14 protein-coding genes and 2 tRNA genes are annotated in these 14,298 nt (G+C 72.0%); 4 read left to right on the forward strand and 12 right to left on the reverse strand.

The annotated features are described in order from the left end of the window. The first annotated feature begins 77 nt into the window (after positions 1-77). Positions 78-326 (forward strand): acyl carrier protein, encoded by a 249-nt coding sequence (locus DEI86_RS01165; RefSeq protein WP_111008700.1) that lies wholly within the window; start codon positions 78-80, stop codon positions 324-326. A gap of 111 nt (positions 327-437) precedes the next feature. Further along, positions 438-1,685, forward strand: a complete 1,248-nt coding sequence (locus DEI86_RS01170) for a beta-ketoacyl synthase (protein WP_111048596.1) — start codon at positions 438-440, stop codon at positions 1,683-1,685. A gap of 80 nt (positions 1,686-1,765) precedes the next feature. On the opposite strand, the gene DEI86_RS01175 is transcribed toward DEI86_RS01170, so the two are convergent. From DEI86_RS01175 to DEI86_RS01200, 6 genes are all read right to left on the reverse strand, one after another. Continuing rightward, positions 1,766-2,305, reverse strand: a complete 540-nt coding sequence (locus DEI86_RS01175; RefSeq protein ID WP_258370070.1) for a DUF3145 domain-containing protein — start codon at positions 2,303-2,305, stop codon at positions 1,766-1,768. A 162-nt stretch (positions 2,306-2,467) separates the two neighbouring features. After that, complete coding sequence (locus tag DEI86_RS01180; protein WP_111048597.1) at positions 2,468-3,283, reverse strand: DUF1684 domain-containing protein; 816 nt, start codon at positions 3,281-3,283, stop codon at positions 2,468-2,470. Beyond that, positions 3,280-4,404, reverse strand: coding sequence for an AI-2E family transporter (locus DEI86_RS01185; RefSeq protein ID WP_111036739.1), 1,125 nt, complete (start codon positions 4,402-4,404; stop codon positions 3,280-3,282). Before DEI86_RS01185 ends, DEI86_RS01180 begins: the two co-directional genes overlap by 4 nt. 103 nt (positions 4,405-4,507) lie before the next feature. Continuing rightward, positions 4,508-4,582, reverse strand: a tRNA-Ile gene (locus tag DEI86_RS01190). Next, the gene (locus DEI86_RS01195; RefSeq protein WP_111048598.1) at positions 4,573-5,793 is read right to left on the reverse strand and encodes a glycosyltransferase; all 1,221 of its coding nucleotides are present in this window, start codon (positions 5,791-5,793) and stop codon (positions 4,573-4,575) included. Before DEI86_RS01195 ends, DEI86_RS01190 begins: the two co-directional genes overlap by 10 nt. Before the next feature lie 148 nt (positions 5,794-5,941). Then, positions 5,942-6,856, reverse strand: a complete 915-nt coding sequence (locus DEI86_RS01200; protein ID WP_258372037.1) for a multidrug DMT transporter permease — start codon at positions 6,854-6,856, stop codon at positions 5,942-5,944. A 41-nt stretch (positions 6,857-6,897) separates the two neighbouring features. Here DEI86_RS01200 and def point away from each other — a divergent pair, with 41 nt between their 5' ends. After that, complete coding sequence (gene def / locus DEI86_RS01205) at positions 6,898-7,473, forward strand: peptide deformylase (RefSeq protein ID WP_111048599.1); 576 nt, start codon at positions 6,898-6,900, stop codon at positions 7,471-7,473. An 11-nt stretch (positions 7,474-7,484) separates the two neighbouring features. Here the strand turns inward: def and DEI86_RS01210 are convergent, their stop codons facing one another. Beyond that, positions 7,485-8,141, reverse strand: a complete 657-nt coding sequence (locus tag DEI86_RS01210; protein WP_111048600.1) for a hypothetical protein — start codon at positions 8,139-8,141, stop codon at positions 7,485-7,487. Positions 8,142-8,291: 150 nt separating this feature from the next. Between DEI86_RS01210 and DEI86_RS01215 the strand changes: the two genes are divergently transcribed. Then, positions 8,292-8,364, forward strand: a tRNA-Asn gene (locus tag DEI86_RS01215). Between the two features lie 106 nt (positions 8,365-8,470). On the opposite strand, the gene DEI86_RS01220 is transcribed toward DEI86_RS01215, so the two are convergent. From DEI86_RS01220 to DEI86_RS01240, 5 genes are read right to left on the reverse strand one after another with little or no spacing between them, the layout of a single operon-like run. Continuing rightward, entirely contained in the window at positions 8,471-9,487 is a 1,017-nt protein-coding gene (locus DEI86_RS01220; RefSeq protein ID WP_111048601.1) for a D-isomer specific 2-hydroxyacid dehydrogenase family protein, read from the reverse strand. Next, positions 9,484-10,395 carry an ATP-binding cassette domain-containing protein gene (locus DEI86_RS01225; protein ID WP_111036744.1) on the reverse strand — a complete coding sequence of 304 codons (912 nt, stop codon included), beginning with the start codon at positions 10,393-10,395 and terminating at the stop codon, positions 9,484-9,486. The genes DEI86_RS01220 and DEI86_RS01225 overlap by 4 nt, the downstream gene beginning before the upstream one ends. Positions 10,396-10,426: 31 nt before the next feature. Next, the gene (locus DEI86_RS01230; RefSeq protein WP_111012589.1) at positions 10,427-12,139 is read right to left on the reverse strand and encodes an ABC transporter ATP-binding protein; all 1,713 of its coding nucleotides are present in this window, start codon (positions 12,137-12,139) and stop codon (positions 10,427-10,429) included. Continuing rightward, positions 12,136-13,137, reverse strand: a complete 1,002-nt coding sequence (locus tag DEI86_RS01235) for an ABC transporter permease (protein WP_111008689.1) — start codon at positions 13,135-13,137, stop codon at positions 12,136-12,138. Before DEI86_RS01235 ends, DEI86_RS01230 begins: the two co-directional genes overlap by 4 nt. A 1-nt stretch (position 13,138) precedes the next feature. Further along, positions 13,139-14,233 (reverse strand): ABC transporter permease, encoded by a 1,095-nt coding sequence (locus DEI86_RS01240; RefSeq protein ID WP_375334748.1) that lies wholly within the window; start codon positions 14,231-14,233, stop codon positions 13,139-13,141. Positions 14,234-14,298: the final 65 nt, after the last annotated feature.

Consider the following 14,298-nt stretch of genomic DNA (forward strand, 5'->3'; position numbering starts at 1 on the left):
CGGCGCTCCCGAACCCCCAGACCCGGCGTGCCCTAGGCTTGTCCACGGTCATCGACACCCCCTCAAGGAGAAGAACAATGGCAGCGTCCACCGAAGAAGTCCTGGCCGGCCTGGCCGAGCTCATCAACGACGAGACCGGCATCGCGACCGACACCGTGCAGATGGACAAGTCGTTCACCGACGACCTCGACATCGACTCCATCTCGATGATGACGATCGTCGTCAACGCCGAGGAGAAGTTCGACGTGAAGATCCCGGACGAAGAGGTCAAGAACCTCAAGACCGTCGGTGACGCCGTGAACTACATCGTCAAGGCGCAGGGCTGACCACCGCCTGACCCGTCGTGGTCCGGATCCCCTCGGGTCCGGGCCACGACGTGTCCTGGTGCCCGTCGCGCCGCCCGTCGCACCGTCCGTCCTGCAGAAAGACCGTCGTCCATGACCACCAAGCACACCGTCGTCGTCACGGGGATCGGCGCCATCTCGCCGCTCGCCGCGACCGCCCCCGCCACGTGGGATGCCCTGCTCGCGGGCGAGTCGGGCATCACCGCCATCGAGGAGGACTGGGTCGAGCGCTACGACCTGCCCGTCCACTTCGCCGGGCAGGCCCGCCGCTTCATCGGCGACCAGCTGACCCGCCAAGAGGTCAAGCGGCTCGACCCGGGTTCGCAGCTCGCGCTCATCGCCGCGCGCGAGGCCTGGTCGGACGCGGGCATCGACGACGAAGCCGTCGTCCCCGAGCGCCTCATCGTCGACTGGGCGACGGGGATCGGCGGCGTCAACACGCTGCTGGACGCGTGGGACACCCTGCGCGAGCGCGGTCCCCGGCGGATGCTCCCCATGACCGTGCCGATGCTCATGGCGAACGGTCCGGCCGCCGCGATCGAGATGGCGTTCGGCGCCCGCGGCGGTGCCCGCACCTACATCTCGGCCTGCGCGTCGAGCACCGAGTCCCTGGTCGAGGCCTACCGCCACGTCGCGACCGGTGACGCCGACATCGTCATCGCCGGTGGGTCCGAGGCGGCGCTGCACCCGATGCCCCTCGGGGCGTTCGCGGCCATGCAGGCGCTGTCCCGCCGGAACGACGACCCGGCCACGGCCTCCCGGCCCTACGATGTCACGCGCGACGGCTTCGTGCTCGGGGACGGCGCAGCGGCGCTCATCCTCGAGACCAAGGAGCACGCCGAGGCCCGAGGCGCCCGGATCTACGCCGAGGTCGCCGGTGGCGGCATCACCTCCGACGCCTTCCACATCACCGCCCCCGACCCCGAGGGCAGCGCGGCCGCCCGCGCGGTCATCCAGGCGCTCGAGCACGCCGGTGCCGCGCGAGAGGACGTCGTCCACGTGAACGCGCACGCCACGAGCACCCCGGTCGGCGACGTCGCCGAGTACCGCGCGATGCGTCGCGTGTTCGGGGAGCACCTCGACGGCATCGCCGTGTCCGCCACGAAGGCGTCGACCGGGCACCTGCTCGGCGGTGCGGGTGCGATCGAGGCGGTGTTCACGGTCCTCGCGCTCGCGAACCGCGTCGCACCGCCCACCATCAACCTGACGGAGCAGGACCCGGAGATCGTCATGGACGTCGTCCGCGAGCCACGCACGCTCGGGGACGGCGACCTGCTCGCGATCAGCAACTCGTTCGGGTTCGGCGGCCACAACGCGGTCGTCGCGTTCCGGACCGTCTGACCGCGCGCCCGGGCGACACGACGCAGGGCCGGGAGCGTCTGCTCCCGGCCCTGTGTCGTGTCCTGACGATCCGCGGCCGGTCAGCCGACGCGGTGCAACCAGACGACGGGGTTGTCCTCACCGGCGTACCGGAACGGCTCGAGCTCGTCGTCCCACGCCTGCCCGAGCGCGAGGCGTAACTCGCGGTGCAGCTCGAGCGCGTTGCTGCCCGCCAGCTCCATGGCGTACCGGACCCGGTCCTCGGGGACGACCACGTTGCCGGCAGCGTCCGTCTGCGCGTAGAACACGCCGAGGTCCGGCGTGTGCATCCACCGGCCGCCGTCGGACTGCTCGGTCGCGTCCTCGGTGACCTCGTACCGCAGGTGCTCCCAACCCCGGAGCGCGGACGCGATCGCCGCACCGGTGCCCACCGGACCCGTCCAGGTGTACTCGGTGCGCCGGGCGCCTTCGAGCACGGGCTGGTCGAGCCACGAGAAGTTCACGGCGCGGTTCATGGCGCGACCTGCCGCCCATTCGACGTGCGGGCAGAGCGCGCGAGGTGAGGAGTGCACGTAGAGCACACCCCTCGTGGCCGGACGTCCGGCCGTCACGGTTCCTGGGGTCACGATTCCTCCGATCATCAGGTGCGACTTCCCCATCGACCTGGACCCGGAGGCTCACGACCACGCCTGCCTCCGCAGACGGAACCGATTCGATATGCGATTGTGACGTCCGAGGGACGTGCTCATTATGCACGGGCACCGCTGGGAACGCCAGTGTGCTGCGCGCGTCGGCGGCGGCCCTCAGTGCAGGACGGCGCCGTCGGCGTCGTACCCGTGGGTCTCCCCGGCCTCGACGGGCACGGGCAGGCGGTTCTCGGGCGGCGGGACCGGGCACGCGTACTGGTACGAGAACGCGCACGGCGGCAGCACGGCACGGTTGAAGTCCACCGTGATCGGACCGGCCGCACCGGGATCGTCGAGGAACAGGAACCGGCCCATCGAGTAGGACCGCTCCCCCGAGGTGGCGTCCTGGAACACGAGCTGGAGCCGGTCCCCCGCACGGACGACGACGAGCGCGCGGTCCTCGACGCCGATCCGGATCCGGAGGGTCCCCGCGACGGGGAGCGGGGCGCCGGCCGCGTCGGTGACGCTGCCCCGGCCCTCCCGGTCGCCGGGCTGCCACACGCCGGTCCGCACCCACGCCGTCGACACGGGGAACACACCGATGTGCCCGAAGCGGGCGATCGCCGGCGAGGCCGGATCCCACACCCGGAGTGCGTGGCCGGCGGTGGTCGCGGCGACGGAGCCGGAGGTGCCGTCGGCGAACCGGACGGCCGAGGCCACGACGGCGTCGTCGCCGGCGACGTGCACCGTCCCGTCGACGAGCACGTCGTCCACGACGACCCCGGCATCGGCCGTCGCGGTGACGCTGAGCCCACCGATCGCGGGCGCCCACGTCCCGGGGACCGGCCACACGGGCTGCGGCACCGTGACGGTCTGGCTGTTGACCAGGGCGAGCGGCCCCCGTGGACTCCGCACCCACCGCTCGCGCTCGGCACGCAGCGCCTGGAGGGCCGGATCGCCACCGTCGCGTCGGTCGCCGTCCGCGGTCGTCACAGCTGGTCCTGCCGGGGGTAGATGACCTCTTGCACGATGATGATCACCGACGCGGCGACGGGCACGGCCACGAGCGCGCCGAGGACACCCCCGATCGTGCCACCCGCCACCGCGGCGATGACCACGAGGGCACCGGGGACCTGCACGGCCCGCGACATGATCCGCGGGGCGATCACGTAGGCCTCCACCTGCATGTACACGAGGTAGTAGATCGCGGCGACGAGCGCGGTGAGGGGTGATGCGAAGAGGCAGATCAGACAGATCACGATCGCGGCCCCGAGGGTGCCCACGAGCGGGACCAGCGCGCCGAGGAACGCGAACGTCGCCAGGAGCACGGGCAGCGGCGCGCGGATGATCAGGAGGAACACGAGGCTCAGCACGCCGTTGAGGACGGCCTCGGCGATCTGCCCGACCACGTAGCGACCGACGGACCGGGTGATCTGCTCGGTGACGTCGGCGAAGTTCGCGCGACGCGACGCCGGCACGAAGCGGTACGTCATGCGCTTGATCGACCGCATGGACGCGAGGAAGTACAGCATGAGGATGAGCACGATCACCGCGCCGGTCAGCCCCGAGACGATGCCGGTCCCGACGGCGAGCAGTCCGCCGCCGACGCTGAGGAGGTTGCCCGGGTCCTCGACGTACTTGCTCGCCGATCCGAGCGCGTCGTCGATGTTGATCGAGCCGTTCAGCTGCCGCGACAGGTCCTGGACCCAGTCCTGCTGCGACAGCCCCTGCACGAAGTCCGGGAACGACTGCACGAGGTTCGTGGCCTGGTCGACGATGACGGGGACGATCGCGAACAGGATCCCGACGAAGGCGCCGATGACGCCGAGCACGACCACGGTGACCGCGAGCCACCGCGGGATGATGCGTTCGAGCCAGTTGACGACGGGGTCGAGGCCGAGGGCGACGAACACCGCGACGCCGATGTAGACGAGCACGGTGGAGAGCTCGCGCAGGAGGATCGCGGCGAGGAGCGCGACGAGGACGCCGATGCCCCCCATGAACCCGATACGGAACGCGTTGACCCGGACGCCCGTCGCGCCACGGTGCAGCTCGAACGTGACGTCGGGGCTCGGGGCGTGCGTCTGCGACGTCTCGGCGACGCGTTTCCTCATGCCCTGACCCTACCGACCGGCACCGACGCGAGCGGGACGACTCGGGCGAGCGGCGTGCTCCGAGGACGACCACCGACCGGACGCGCCGCGGCGGAGGCGGCGGTGGGGCGGGCGGGACTCGAACCCGCGGATCGTTCGGTTATGAGCCGACTGCCTTGACCAGCTTGGCTACCGCCCCGCGCCGGGGCCATCGGGCACCGGCTCACCACGATACAGCGCCTCGAACGTCGACAGGGTGCGGTTGATGTCGTGGTCGACGATCATGTCGAGGCTCTGCCGCTTCATGCGGAGGTACTCGTCGTCGGGCGCTGCGAGCACGGCGGTGAGCTTGTCCGCCAGGTCCTGCGGGTCGCCCGGACGGAACAGGTACCCGTTGCCGTCGATGAGGTGCGGCAGGGCCATCGCATCCGCTGCGACGACCGGCAGTCCGGAGGCCATCGCCTCGAGCGAGGCGATGCTCTGCAACTCGGCGGTCGAGGGCATCGCGAAGACGGTGGCGTTCGTCAGCGCTGCCCGGAGGTCCTCGTCCGACTGGTACCCGGTGAACACGACGCGGTCCGCCACCCCGAGTTCCTCGGCGAGCGAGGACAGCCGCGGGATCATCTCGCCGCCGCCCACGATGCGGATCGTCGCCTCGAGCTCGGCGGGGATGAGGGGCAGGGCACGCACCAGCACGTCGAGCTGCTTCTCGGGCGCCACGCGGCCGACGAACACGATCTCGTTCCGTGGCGGTCGGAGGTCACGCGAGGTGTACCGGGATGCGTCGATGCCGCACGAGATCGCGAGCACCTGCTGTGCCTTGATCGCGGCCTGCAGGTAGGCCGCCGCCTTCCGGGTGGGCGTCGTGACCGCGTCGGCGAGTCGGTACGTCCTGGCCGCGTCCGCCCACGCGATCTTGAGGGCGATCGGCAGCGTCCACCGTCCGAACGGTGCGTACTCGAGCAGGTTCTCGGGCATGAAGTGGTTCGTGGCGATGACGCGGATGCCGCGTGCCTTGGCCTCGCGCGCGATGCCACGGCCGATCACGATGTGGGACTGGATGTGCAGTGCGTCGGGCTTGAACGCGTCGAGGATTGGGGCGGTGTTCCGGCGCACGGTCCAGGGCCACGCGAACCGGAGCCAGGAGTGGAGCGGCCACTTCATCGAGAAGAGCCGGTGCACCACGAAGGTGACGCCGCCGTGTTCCTCGTCGTGCGTCCCGTGGTGGCGGTTGACGGCGGGCGCGACGACCTGCACCTCGTGCCCGCGCTCGGCGAGGCCGATCGCGAGTCGTTCGCAGAACACCGCGGCGCCGTTGACGTCCGGTGGGAAGGTGTCGGCGGCGAGGAGGATGCGGAGCCGCTCCGGTCGCCCGCTGGGGGTGGTCGTCGATTCGTCCTGTCCTGGCACGGGGCGCGTCGTCCTCTCGTCTCATGCTCGGCTGGCCTCCGACGCTACCGCACGCCTCGCCGCGCACGCCCCCACCGGGCGTCGGCGGGTCGGCCCGGTCCTGCGCATCGGTACAGACCATGGCCGGGCCCGATGCGTCGGGCGACGCTCAGCGTCGCGCCTCGGGGTGGTGTTTCGCCAACTGGAACACGCCCGTGATCGCGATCGCCGCGGCGAGGAGGAACCCGGCCACGGCGAACCACGGCGCACCGGTGGCCTCGCGCAGGACGACGATGCCGATCCCCACGGCGACGATCGGGTCGATGACCGTCAGGCCGGCGATCACGAGGTCCGGCGATCCGCTGGCGTAGGCGTTCTGGACGAAGTAGCCGCCGAGTACCGCGGCGACGATCACCCCCGCGATCGCGACGGCGGTCACCCAGTCGAACGTGCCGTTCACCACACGGTTCAGCGTCACCTTGGCGAGCGTGGCGACGAAGCCGTAGAGGATCCCGGCCCCGACGATGAAGTACAGGGGGTTGCGCCGCCTGCGGACGAGCCGGAAGGACAGCAGCACGATCGCCAGCACGACGGCGAGGACGACGAGCACCGTCACGAGCTGACTGTGCGAGATCGGCGTCTCGTGTCCGACGAGCGCGGCGATCCCCACGAAGATCCCGACGCCGACGATGCAGGTCCACACGGCCCGACGCGAGGGTGCGTCGAGCGGGACGCCCGAGGAGCGTGTCGAGAACCACGTCGTGATGACGAGGGCGACGGCCCCGAGTGGCTGCACGACGATGAGCGGCGCGAAGGTGATGCTGACGAGTTGGAGGACCACGGCGCACCCGAGCATGAGGGTGCCGAGCACCCACGATCCACTGCCGACGAGCGCGAGCACGTGCCGGACCGACAGGCCGCCGGACTGCCTGCCGATGCGCGCCTCGACGCGGTGCACGCCGGCGCTCTGGAAGTGCGCGCCGAGCGACAGGAAGACGCTGCCGACGAGGGCCACCGGGATCATGAGCGCCTGGAACGGCGTCATGTTGATGCGATCGGTGAGATCGACGAGGTCCGGCGCCACGGGGTCGAGGCTACCGCTCGGCTGGCCGATAGCCTGGACGAATGGCCGTCCTCCCGATCCGCATCACGGGCGATCCCGTGCTCCACGCTCCTGCGACCGAGGTCACCACCTTCGACGACGGACTCCGTGCGCTCGTCGACGACATGTACGCCACCATGGACCTCGCTCCGGGCGTCGGGCTGGCCGGGCCGCAGGTCGGGGTCGCCAAGCGTCTGTTCGTGTTCTCGTGGACGGACGACGACGGCGAGCTCTGGCGGGGCGCGGCGGTGAACCCCGTGCTGTGGACGTCGCCCCTCGTCCCGGAGACCCACGCGGACCTCGACGAGGACGAGGAGTCCGAGGGCTGCCTGTCCATCCCGGGCGAGCGGTTCCCGCTCCGTCGGGCCGAGGGCGCCATCCTCCGCGCGCAGGACGTCGACGGCACCCCGTACGAGATCGAGGCGCACGGCTGGCTCGCCCGCGTCTTCCAGCACGAGTACGACCACCTGGACGGCGTGCTCTACGCCGACCGGTTGTCCCACCCGTACGGCAAGGCCGCACTCAAGGCGGTGCGCAAGCAGAGCTGGGGGGTGCCGGGCAAGTCCTGGCTCCCCGGTCGCGACCACCCGGAAGGCTGAGCCCTCAGCCCTCAGCCCTCGACCGCGGCGATGGCGGCGCGCACGCGCGCGATCTGCGGGTGCCCCGGGCAGTAGAGGACGACGGCACGGGCCTCGAGCAACGCATGTCGGGAGGCCACCCTGCCGTCGAAGGGACCGGTCCCGACCTCTGCGCACCGGCCCGCGAGCGCGCGGAGCCCGAGCGCCCCGCCCGCCGCCGCCACGGCGGCGCGCTGTTGGTCGGACGGCACCGACCCGGCGATCCGCACGGCGGTGCAGGAGCGGCTCCGGGCCTCCCATGCGGCGGCGTAGGTGGTGAAGAGCGTGACGTCGCCGGAGTCGTCGTCGGGGACGCCGTCCGTCGCGCTCCTGGTCGTCGTGGTCCGGCAGCGGAAGGCGAACACGACGGGGCTCGCGCCGACGCTGTCCGTACCCGCCCCCGCGCCCGTGCCCGTGCCCGGAGCGGTGTCCGACGAGGCCCCCGTGTCCGCTGACGCTCCCGCGCCTGCTGCGGTCCTCGGGGATCCCGATGCCGGGCCGGGTGCCTGCGGGCTCGCGGTCGACGGCCGCGCGCCCGCGGTGGGCGGCGCGGCCGGCTCGTTCGTCGTGCACGCGTCCAGGGCCAGCAGCGACGCGAGCGCCAGCCCGAGCGCCGTCGCCGCCGCCGCGCTCCTCCGGACGATCCGCACCTGAGAACGCTAACAGGGTCTCCTGGTGCGGACGGGCATCCGACGTGACCGCACCGGTGTCAGCTCGAAGCGTGACGCGCCCGGGATGCGGCCCCGTGGTCGTGGCGAGCCCGGAGTGCTGGTATGCTCGTACCCGCTGTTCAGCAGCATTCCTCGATAGCTCAATTGGCAGAGCAGCCGGCTGTTAACCGGCAGGTTCTTGGTTCGAGTCCAAGTCGGGGAGCGATCCACGACAACGGCCCTCCGCATCTGCGGGGGGCCGTTGTCGTTCCCGCCGAGTCGACGAGGAACAGCGAGCCGGGCCGGCGCCGGGCCGCCGGCACCTGCGTTCAGTACCCGGCAGCCGGATCGACGACCCCGATGAACCCGGTGCCGTCACCGCTGAGGAACGCCGCGGTGTTCACGCGGATCCGTTCGGCGAGCAGCGGCGCCACCATGTCCGGGGTGTCTGCCTGGTGGGGCGTGATGACCACGCCCGGCTCGTCCCACAGGGGGTGGCCGTCGGGCAGCGGTTCGGGATCGGTGACGTCGAGGCCCGCGCCGGCGACCTGCCCGCTCCGCAGCGCGGCGAGCAGCGCGTCGGTGTCGACGAGTCCGCCACGGGCGATGTTCACGATCCGGACCGAGGGACGCATGCGCGCCAGGCGGTCGGCGTCGAGCAGTCGCGCGGTGCCGGACGTCATCGCGGCGGCGATCATCACGACGTCGGCATCCGGCAGGACCTCGTCGATGTGGTCGACGGTGACGGTGCGCGCCGCTCCGGGCACGGGCTCCGAGGACCGTCGGACGACGGTGACCTCGGTGTCGAACGGGGCGAGCAACCGGATGTACTCGAGGGCGATCCCGCCCGCACCGATGACGACGACGTTCCGTCCGTACAGCGACACGCCCTCGGGCTCGGTCGCCCAGCTCGTCGCCCGGGCGCGCTTCGGCAGCACGCGGAGCGTCGCGAGCGTCAGGGCGAGCGCGTGCTCGGCCACCGGCTCCGCGTAGGCACCCTTCGCGCTCGTGAAGAGCACGTGGTCGCCGTGGTCCGCGATGAGGTCGGCGAAGGCGTCGACGCCGGCGAACGGCAGCTGGACCCACGTCACGCCGGGTGAGGCCGCGAGTGCGTCCGCCAGGCCCTGCGCGTCGCGCGCGTCGAGCCAGACGATGCCCCGCGTGTCCGCCGAGGCCGGCGCGACGGAGCCGCCCGCCGCCTCCACCGCGGCGACGTGCAGGTCCGCCGGGGCCGGGAGGACCGCGACCGGGCCCGGGCTCGGGACCGGTCCCGGGAGGGGCCGCCCGGCATCGGTCACGACGGCGCGGTGGCCGCGGGTCGCTTGCTGCCGTTCGTTGGTGCTCACACGGTTCCTTCGGTGGTCGTGGCCGCGACGGCCGTCTCGATCGGGGGTGCCATCCGACGCGAGGTCGGCTTGGCCCGCTTGACGGGCCGTGCGGCGGTCGCGGCGAGGGTCTTGACGTAGGGGTCGAGTGGCGCGTCGAACACCTCGTCGAAGGTGCCGAGCCCGACGAGCCGCCCCTCGCGGAGCACGGCGACGCGGTCGGCCAGGGCACGGGCCTCCCGGACGTCGCTCGAGACGACGACCGCCGAGAACCCGAGGGCGCGCTGGATGGTCGCGAGGGCCTCGAGCACGGACTGGCGGACGAGGACGTCGACGCCCCGCGCGGGCTCGTCGGCCACGAGGAGCTGCGGCTCGAGCACGAGCGCCCGGGCGAGGGCGACGCGCTGCCGCTGCCCGCTCGAGAGCTCCCACGTGTGCGAGCGCATGATGCCGAGTGGCAGGTGCACGGCGTCGACGAGGCGCGCGACCATGAGGCCGGCGACCTTGCGGTCGAACCGTCGGTCCCGCGCGTACACCGGCTCGGCGATCGCCTCGCCGACGGTCAGGTCCGGGCTCAGGTGGTCGGCCGCGTCCTGACTCAGGTAGCCGATCGTGCCGGTCAGCCGGGTGCGGCGCCGCGAGTGCGTGCCGAGCCGACGCAGGCCCTGTCCGAGCACGGTGAGCTCGCCGCCGACGATGTGCCGACGGGCCGACGCCTCGCCCTCGCGCGGGTCCCCCACCTGTCCGGCGATCGCCGCGGCGAGGGTCGACTTGCCCGACCCGGAACCACCGAGCACGGCGAGGATCTCGCCCTGCTGCACCGTGAGGCTGACGCCGTCGACGGCACGGACCGGCCGGGCCGCACCGGTGCCGCGGTACTCGATCGACACGTCGTCCGCGATGACCGCGGGACCGTTCACCCCGACCATGCGTCCCCTTCCTGATCGCGGGAGCCGTCGATCACTGCGCCGCCAGCTGCTCCAGGGTACGCCGTCGCTCCGCCTGCTCCGCCGGGTCCGGCACCGGCAGGGACGCGAGGAGGCGCTGGGTGTACGGATGCCGGGGCGCGCCGAGGACCTCGGCCGCGGTGCCCTCCTCGACGAGGTCGCCGCGGTACAGCACGGCGATCCGGTCGGACAGCGCGCCGACGACGGCGAGGTCGTGGCTGATGAACAACGACGCGAACCCGAGGTCCTGCTGGAGCTCGAGGAACAGTTCGAGCACGCGGGCCTGCACGGACACGTCGAGCGCACTCGTCGGTTCGTCGGCGATGAGCAGCTTCGGCCGCAGCGCGAGCGACCGCGCGAGCGACGCGCGCTGCCGCTGACCGCCCGAGAGCTCGTGCGGGAACCGCTCGCCGTACGCCCGGGGCAGCTGGACGGCCTCGAGCAGTTCGTCGACCCGTGCGCGGGCGGCGCGCGGGGACCGGGCCTCACCGTGCACGACGAGCGGCTCGGCCACGGCCTCCGCGATCGTCAGCAGCGGGTTGAAGCTCGTCGCGGGGTCCTGGAACACGAACCCGATCTCCTTGCGACGGGGCTTGAAGTCGCGCTCGCGGTAGCCGAGCATCTCGGTACCGAGCACCTCGAGGGACCCGCCGGTCACGCGCGTGAGGCCCGCGATCGCCCGGCCGATGGTCGTCTTGCCGGACCCCGACTCGCCCACGAGTCCCAGGACCTCGCCGGGGCGGATCGCCAGGTCGACGCCCTTGACGGCGCGGAACGCGGGCGATCCGAGCCGCCCCGGGTACTCGATCTCGAGACCGCGAGCCCGCACGACCGGCGCGACGGACTCGTCGACCAGCGCCCGCCGGTCGCTCGTCGTCGCGGCCGACAGCCGCGGCACGGCCGCGAGCAGGCGCTTCGTGTAGTCGGCGGTCGGCGCGGCGAACAGCGTCCGTACGTCGGCCTCCTCGACGACCTCGCCCTGGTACATCACGGCCACCCGGTCCGCGAGGTCGGCGACCACGCCCATGTTGTGGGTGATGAGGACGATGGCGGCACCGAACTCGTCGCGGCAGCGCCGGAGCAGGTCGAGGATCTCCGCCTGCACGGTGACGTCGAGGGCCGTCGTCGGCTCGTCCGCGATGATCACGCTCGGCTCGAGGACGAGGGCCATGGCGATGACGACGCGCTGCTTCTGACCGCCGGAGAACTGGTGCGGGTAGTGGTCGACCCGCTGCTCGGGGTCGGGGATCCCGACGCGGCGCAGGTACTCGATGGCGCGCTTCCGGGCCTCGTGCTTCGAGACCCCACCGTGGGCACGGATGCCCTCGGCGATCTGCCATCCGACCGTGAACACGGGGTTCAGCGCGGTCGACGGCTCCTGGAACACCATCGCGCCCGCGGTGCCGCGGAGTTCCCGGAGCCGCTGCGACGAGACGCGCACGACGTCGTCGCCGCCGAGCACGACCGCACCCGACACGGTGGCGGTCTCCGGGAGCAGGCGCAGCATGCTCCGGGCCGTCACCGACTTGCCGGACCCGGACTCGCCGACCAGGGCCAGGACCTCACCCGGCCGCACGTCGATCGACACGTGGTCGACCGCGGCGACCGCACCGTTGTCCGTGGCGAAGGTGACCGACAGGTCGTCGACGGTCGCCACCGCCTCCCCGGTGCTCCGACCGTTCTGGAGGCGCGGCGCGGCGCCCGCCTCGTTCGTCGCGTCCGTCATGCGCCCGCTCCTTCCGTGGCCGCGGCCGGGACCGGCCGCTCGGTGACCCGCTGCTTCGCGCGGCGGCGCGCACGGAGGCGGGGGTCGGAGATGTCGTTGAGGCTCTCGCCGATGAAGGTGACCCCGAGCACGAGCAGCACGATCGCGATGCCCGGGTAGACACCCGTCCACCAGATCCCGCTCGCGGTGTCGGACAGGGCGCGGTTGAGGTCGTACCCCCACTCCGAGCCCGCGGTCGGGCCGATGCCGAAGCCGAGGAACCCGAGGCTCGCGAGCGTCAGGATCGCGTCCGACGCGTTGAGCGTCAGGATGAGCGGCAGGCTGCGCGTCGCGTTGCGGAGCACGTGGCGCGTCATGATGCGCCACGGGTTCGTGCCCACGACGCGGGCCGACTCCACGAACGCCTCGCCCTTGAGCCGGACGGCCTCGGCACGGATGACGCGGAAGTACTGCGGCACGTACACGACCGTGATCGAGATGCCTGCCGAGACGATGCCGCCCGCGTAGCTCGACTGACCGCCGGAGATCACGATCGACACGACGATCGCGAGCAGGAGGGACGGGAACGCGTACACGGCGTCGGCGACGACCACGAGCACCCGGTCGAGCCAGCCGCCGATGTACCCGGAGACCATGCCGAGCAGGACGCCGACGACGATGGAGATCACGACCGCGACGACGACCACGAGGACCGCGGTGCGGGCGCCGAACACCACCCGGCTGAACACGTCGAACCCACCGACGGTCGTGCCCCAGACGTGCGTGCTGCTCGGGGCGCCGGTGCGTGGGAACGGATGGCCCGCGCCGTCCTGCAACTGCGCGAACCCGTACGGCGCGATGAGCGGCGCGAAGAGGGCGACGAGCAGGAACAGCGCGCAGATGACGACTCCGGTGACGAGCATCGCCCGCTGCCAGCCGACGCTCCGCCGGAGCTGTTCGACGATCGGCAGGCGCTTCCACCAGGCCTCGCGGCGGTCGAGGAGGGCCACGTCGGACATCTCAGTACCTCACTCTCGGGTCGATGAGCGCCGCGACCACGTCGACGACGAAGTTCGTGACGGCGACGATGACGGCGAGGACCGCGACGATCCCCTGCACGGCGACGAAGTCGCGCGCGGACAGGTACTGCTGGAGCTCGAACCCGAGTCCCCGCCACCCGAAGGTCGTCTCGGTGAGCACGGACCCGCCGAGGAGCATGGCGATCTGCAGCCCCATGACGGTGATGATCGGCACGAGGGCCGGCCGGAAGGCGTGCGTGCGCACGAGCCGGGACTCGCGGACACCGCGCGACCGGGCGGCGTCGACGTAGTCGGACCCGAGGGAGCCGATCATGTTCGCGCGGACGAGGCGCAGGAAGATGCCCGCCGTCAGCAGCCCGAGCGTGAACGCCGGCAGCACCGCGTGCTGCAGGACGTCGCCGATGATGACGCCGTTGCCGGTCCGGAGCGCGTCGATCAGGTAAATGCCCGTGGCACCGGGCACGTTGTTCAGCGCGAGTTCGACCCGGGTCGAGGCGCGGTCGCCGAGCGGCAGCCACCCGAGCCAGATCGAGAACACGAGCTTGAGCAGCAGACCGCCGAAGAACACGGGGGTCGCGTACGTCAGGATCGCCAGGGCGCGCAGGAGGACGTCCGGCCACTTGTCGCGCATGTACGCGGCGAGCATGCCGAGCGGGATGCCGAGCACGAGCGCGATGATGAGCGCGTAGAACACGAGCTCGACCGTGGCGCCGCCGTACTCGAGGATGATCTGGCTGATCGGCCGGTGGTCCGTGACCGTCGTGCCGAAGTCGCCGCGGACGATCTGTCCGAGGTACTGCAGGTACTGCACGATCACCGGACGGTCGTAGCCCGCGGCGTGCAACCGCGCCTGCAGCTGCTCGGGCGTCAGGCGCCCTCCCACCGAGGCGACGATCGGGTTCCCGATGACGCGCATGAGGAAGAACACGAGCGTCACGAGGATGAAGACGGTCGGGAAGATGAGGAGGAACCGGACGAGGACGTACCGTCCGAGCCCTCCCCCGCCGGCCGAGCGACGAGCGGCGGTCGCCTTCGTCGGCTCCGCCGCCACGGGGTCCGCGTTGGTCACGGTCACGAGTGCTGTGTGCCTTTCTGTCCGGTGCCGGTCGGGAGGGACGGTTCGCGCCCGCCTCGTCGGCG

This window comes from Curtobacterium sp. MCBD17_028 (assembly GCF_003234875.1).
Classification (GTDB): Bacteria; Actinomycetota; Actinomycetes; order Actinomycetales; family Microbacteriaceae; genus Curtobacterium.

Excerpts from the sequence above, each read along its gene's own strand:
- def (WP_111048599.1), top strand. The coding sequence starts at position 6,898 with ATGGCCGTCCTCCCGATCCGCATCACGGGCGATCCCGTGCTCCACGCT.
- DEI86_RS01185 (WP_111036739.1), bottom strand. The coding sequence starts at position 4,404 with ATGAGGAAACGCGTCGCCGAGACGTCGCAGACGCACGCCCCGAGCCCC.
- DEI86_RS01170 (WP_111048596.1), top strand. The coding sequence starts at position 438 with ATGACCACCAAGCACACCGTCGTCGTCACGGGGATCGGCGCCATCTCG.
- DEI86_RS01225 (WP_111036744.1), bottom strand. The coding sequence starts at position 10,395 with ATGGTCGGGGTGAACGGTCCCGCGGTCATCGCGGACGACGTGTCGATC.
- DEI86_RS01165 (WP_111008700.1), top strand. The coding sequence starts at position 78 with ATGGCAGCGTCCACCGAAGAAGTCCTGGCCGGCCTGGCCGAGCTCATC.
- DEI86_RS01175 (WP_258370070.1), bottom strand. The coding sequence starts at position 2,305 with ATGATCGGAGGAATCGTGACCCCAGGAACCGTGACGGCCGGACGTCCG.
- DEI86_RS01235 (WP_111008689.1), bottom strand. The coding sequence starts at position 13,137 with ATGTCCGACGTGGCCCTCCTCGACCGCCGCGAGGCCTGGTGGAAGCGC.
- DEI86_RS01230 (WP_111012589.1), bottom strand. The coding sequence starts at position 12,139 with ATGACGGACGCGACGAACGAGGCGGGCGCCGCGCCGCGCCTCCAGAAC.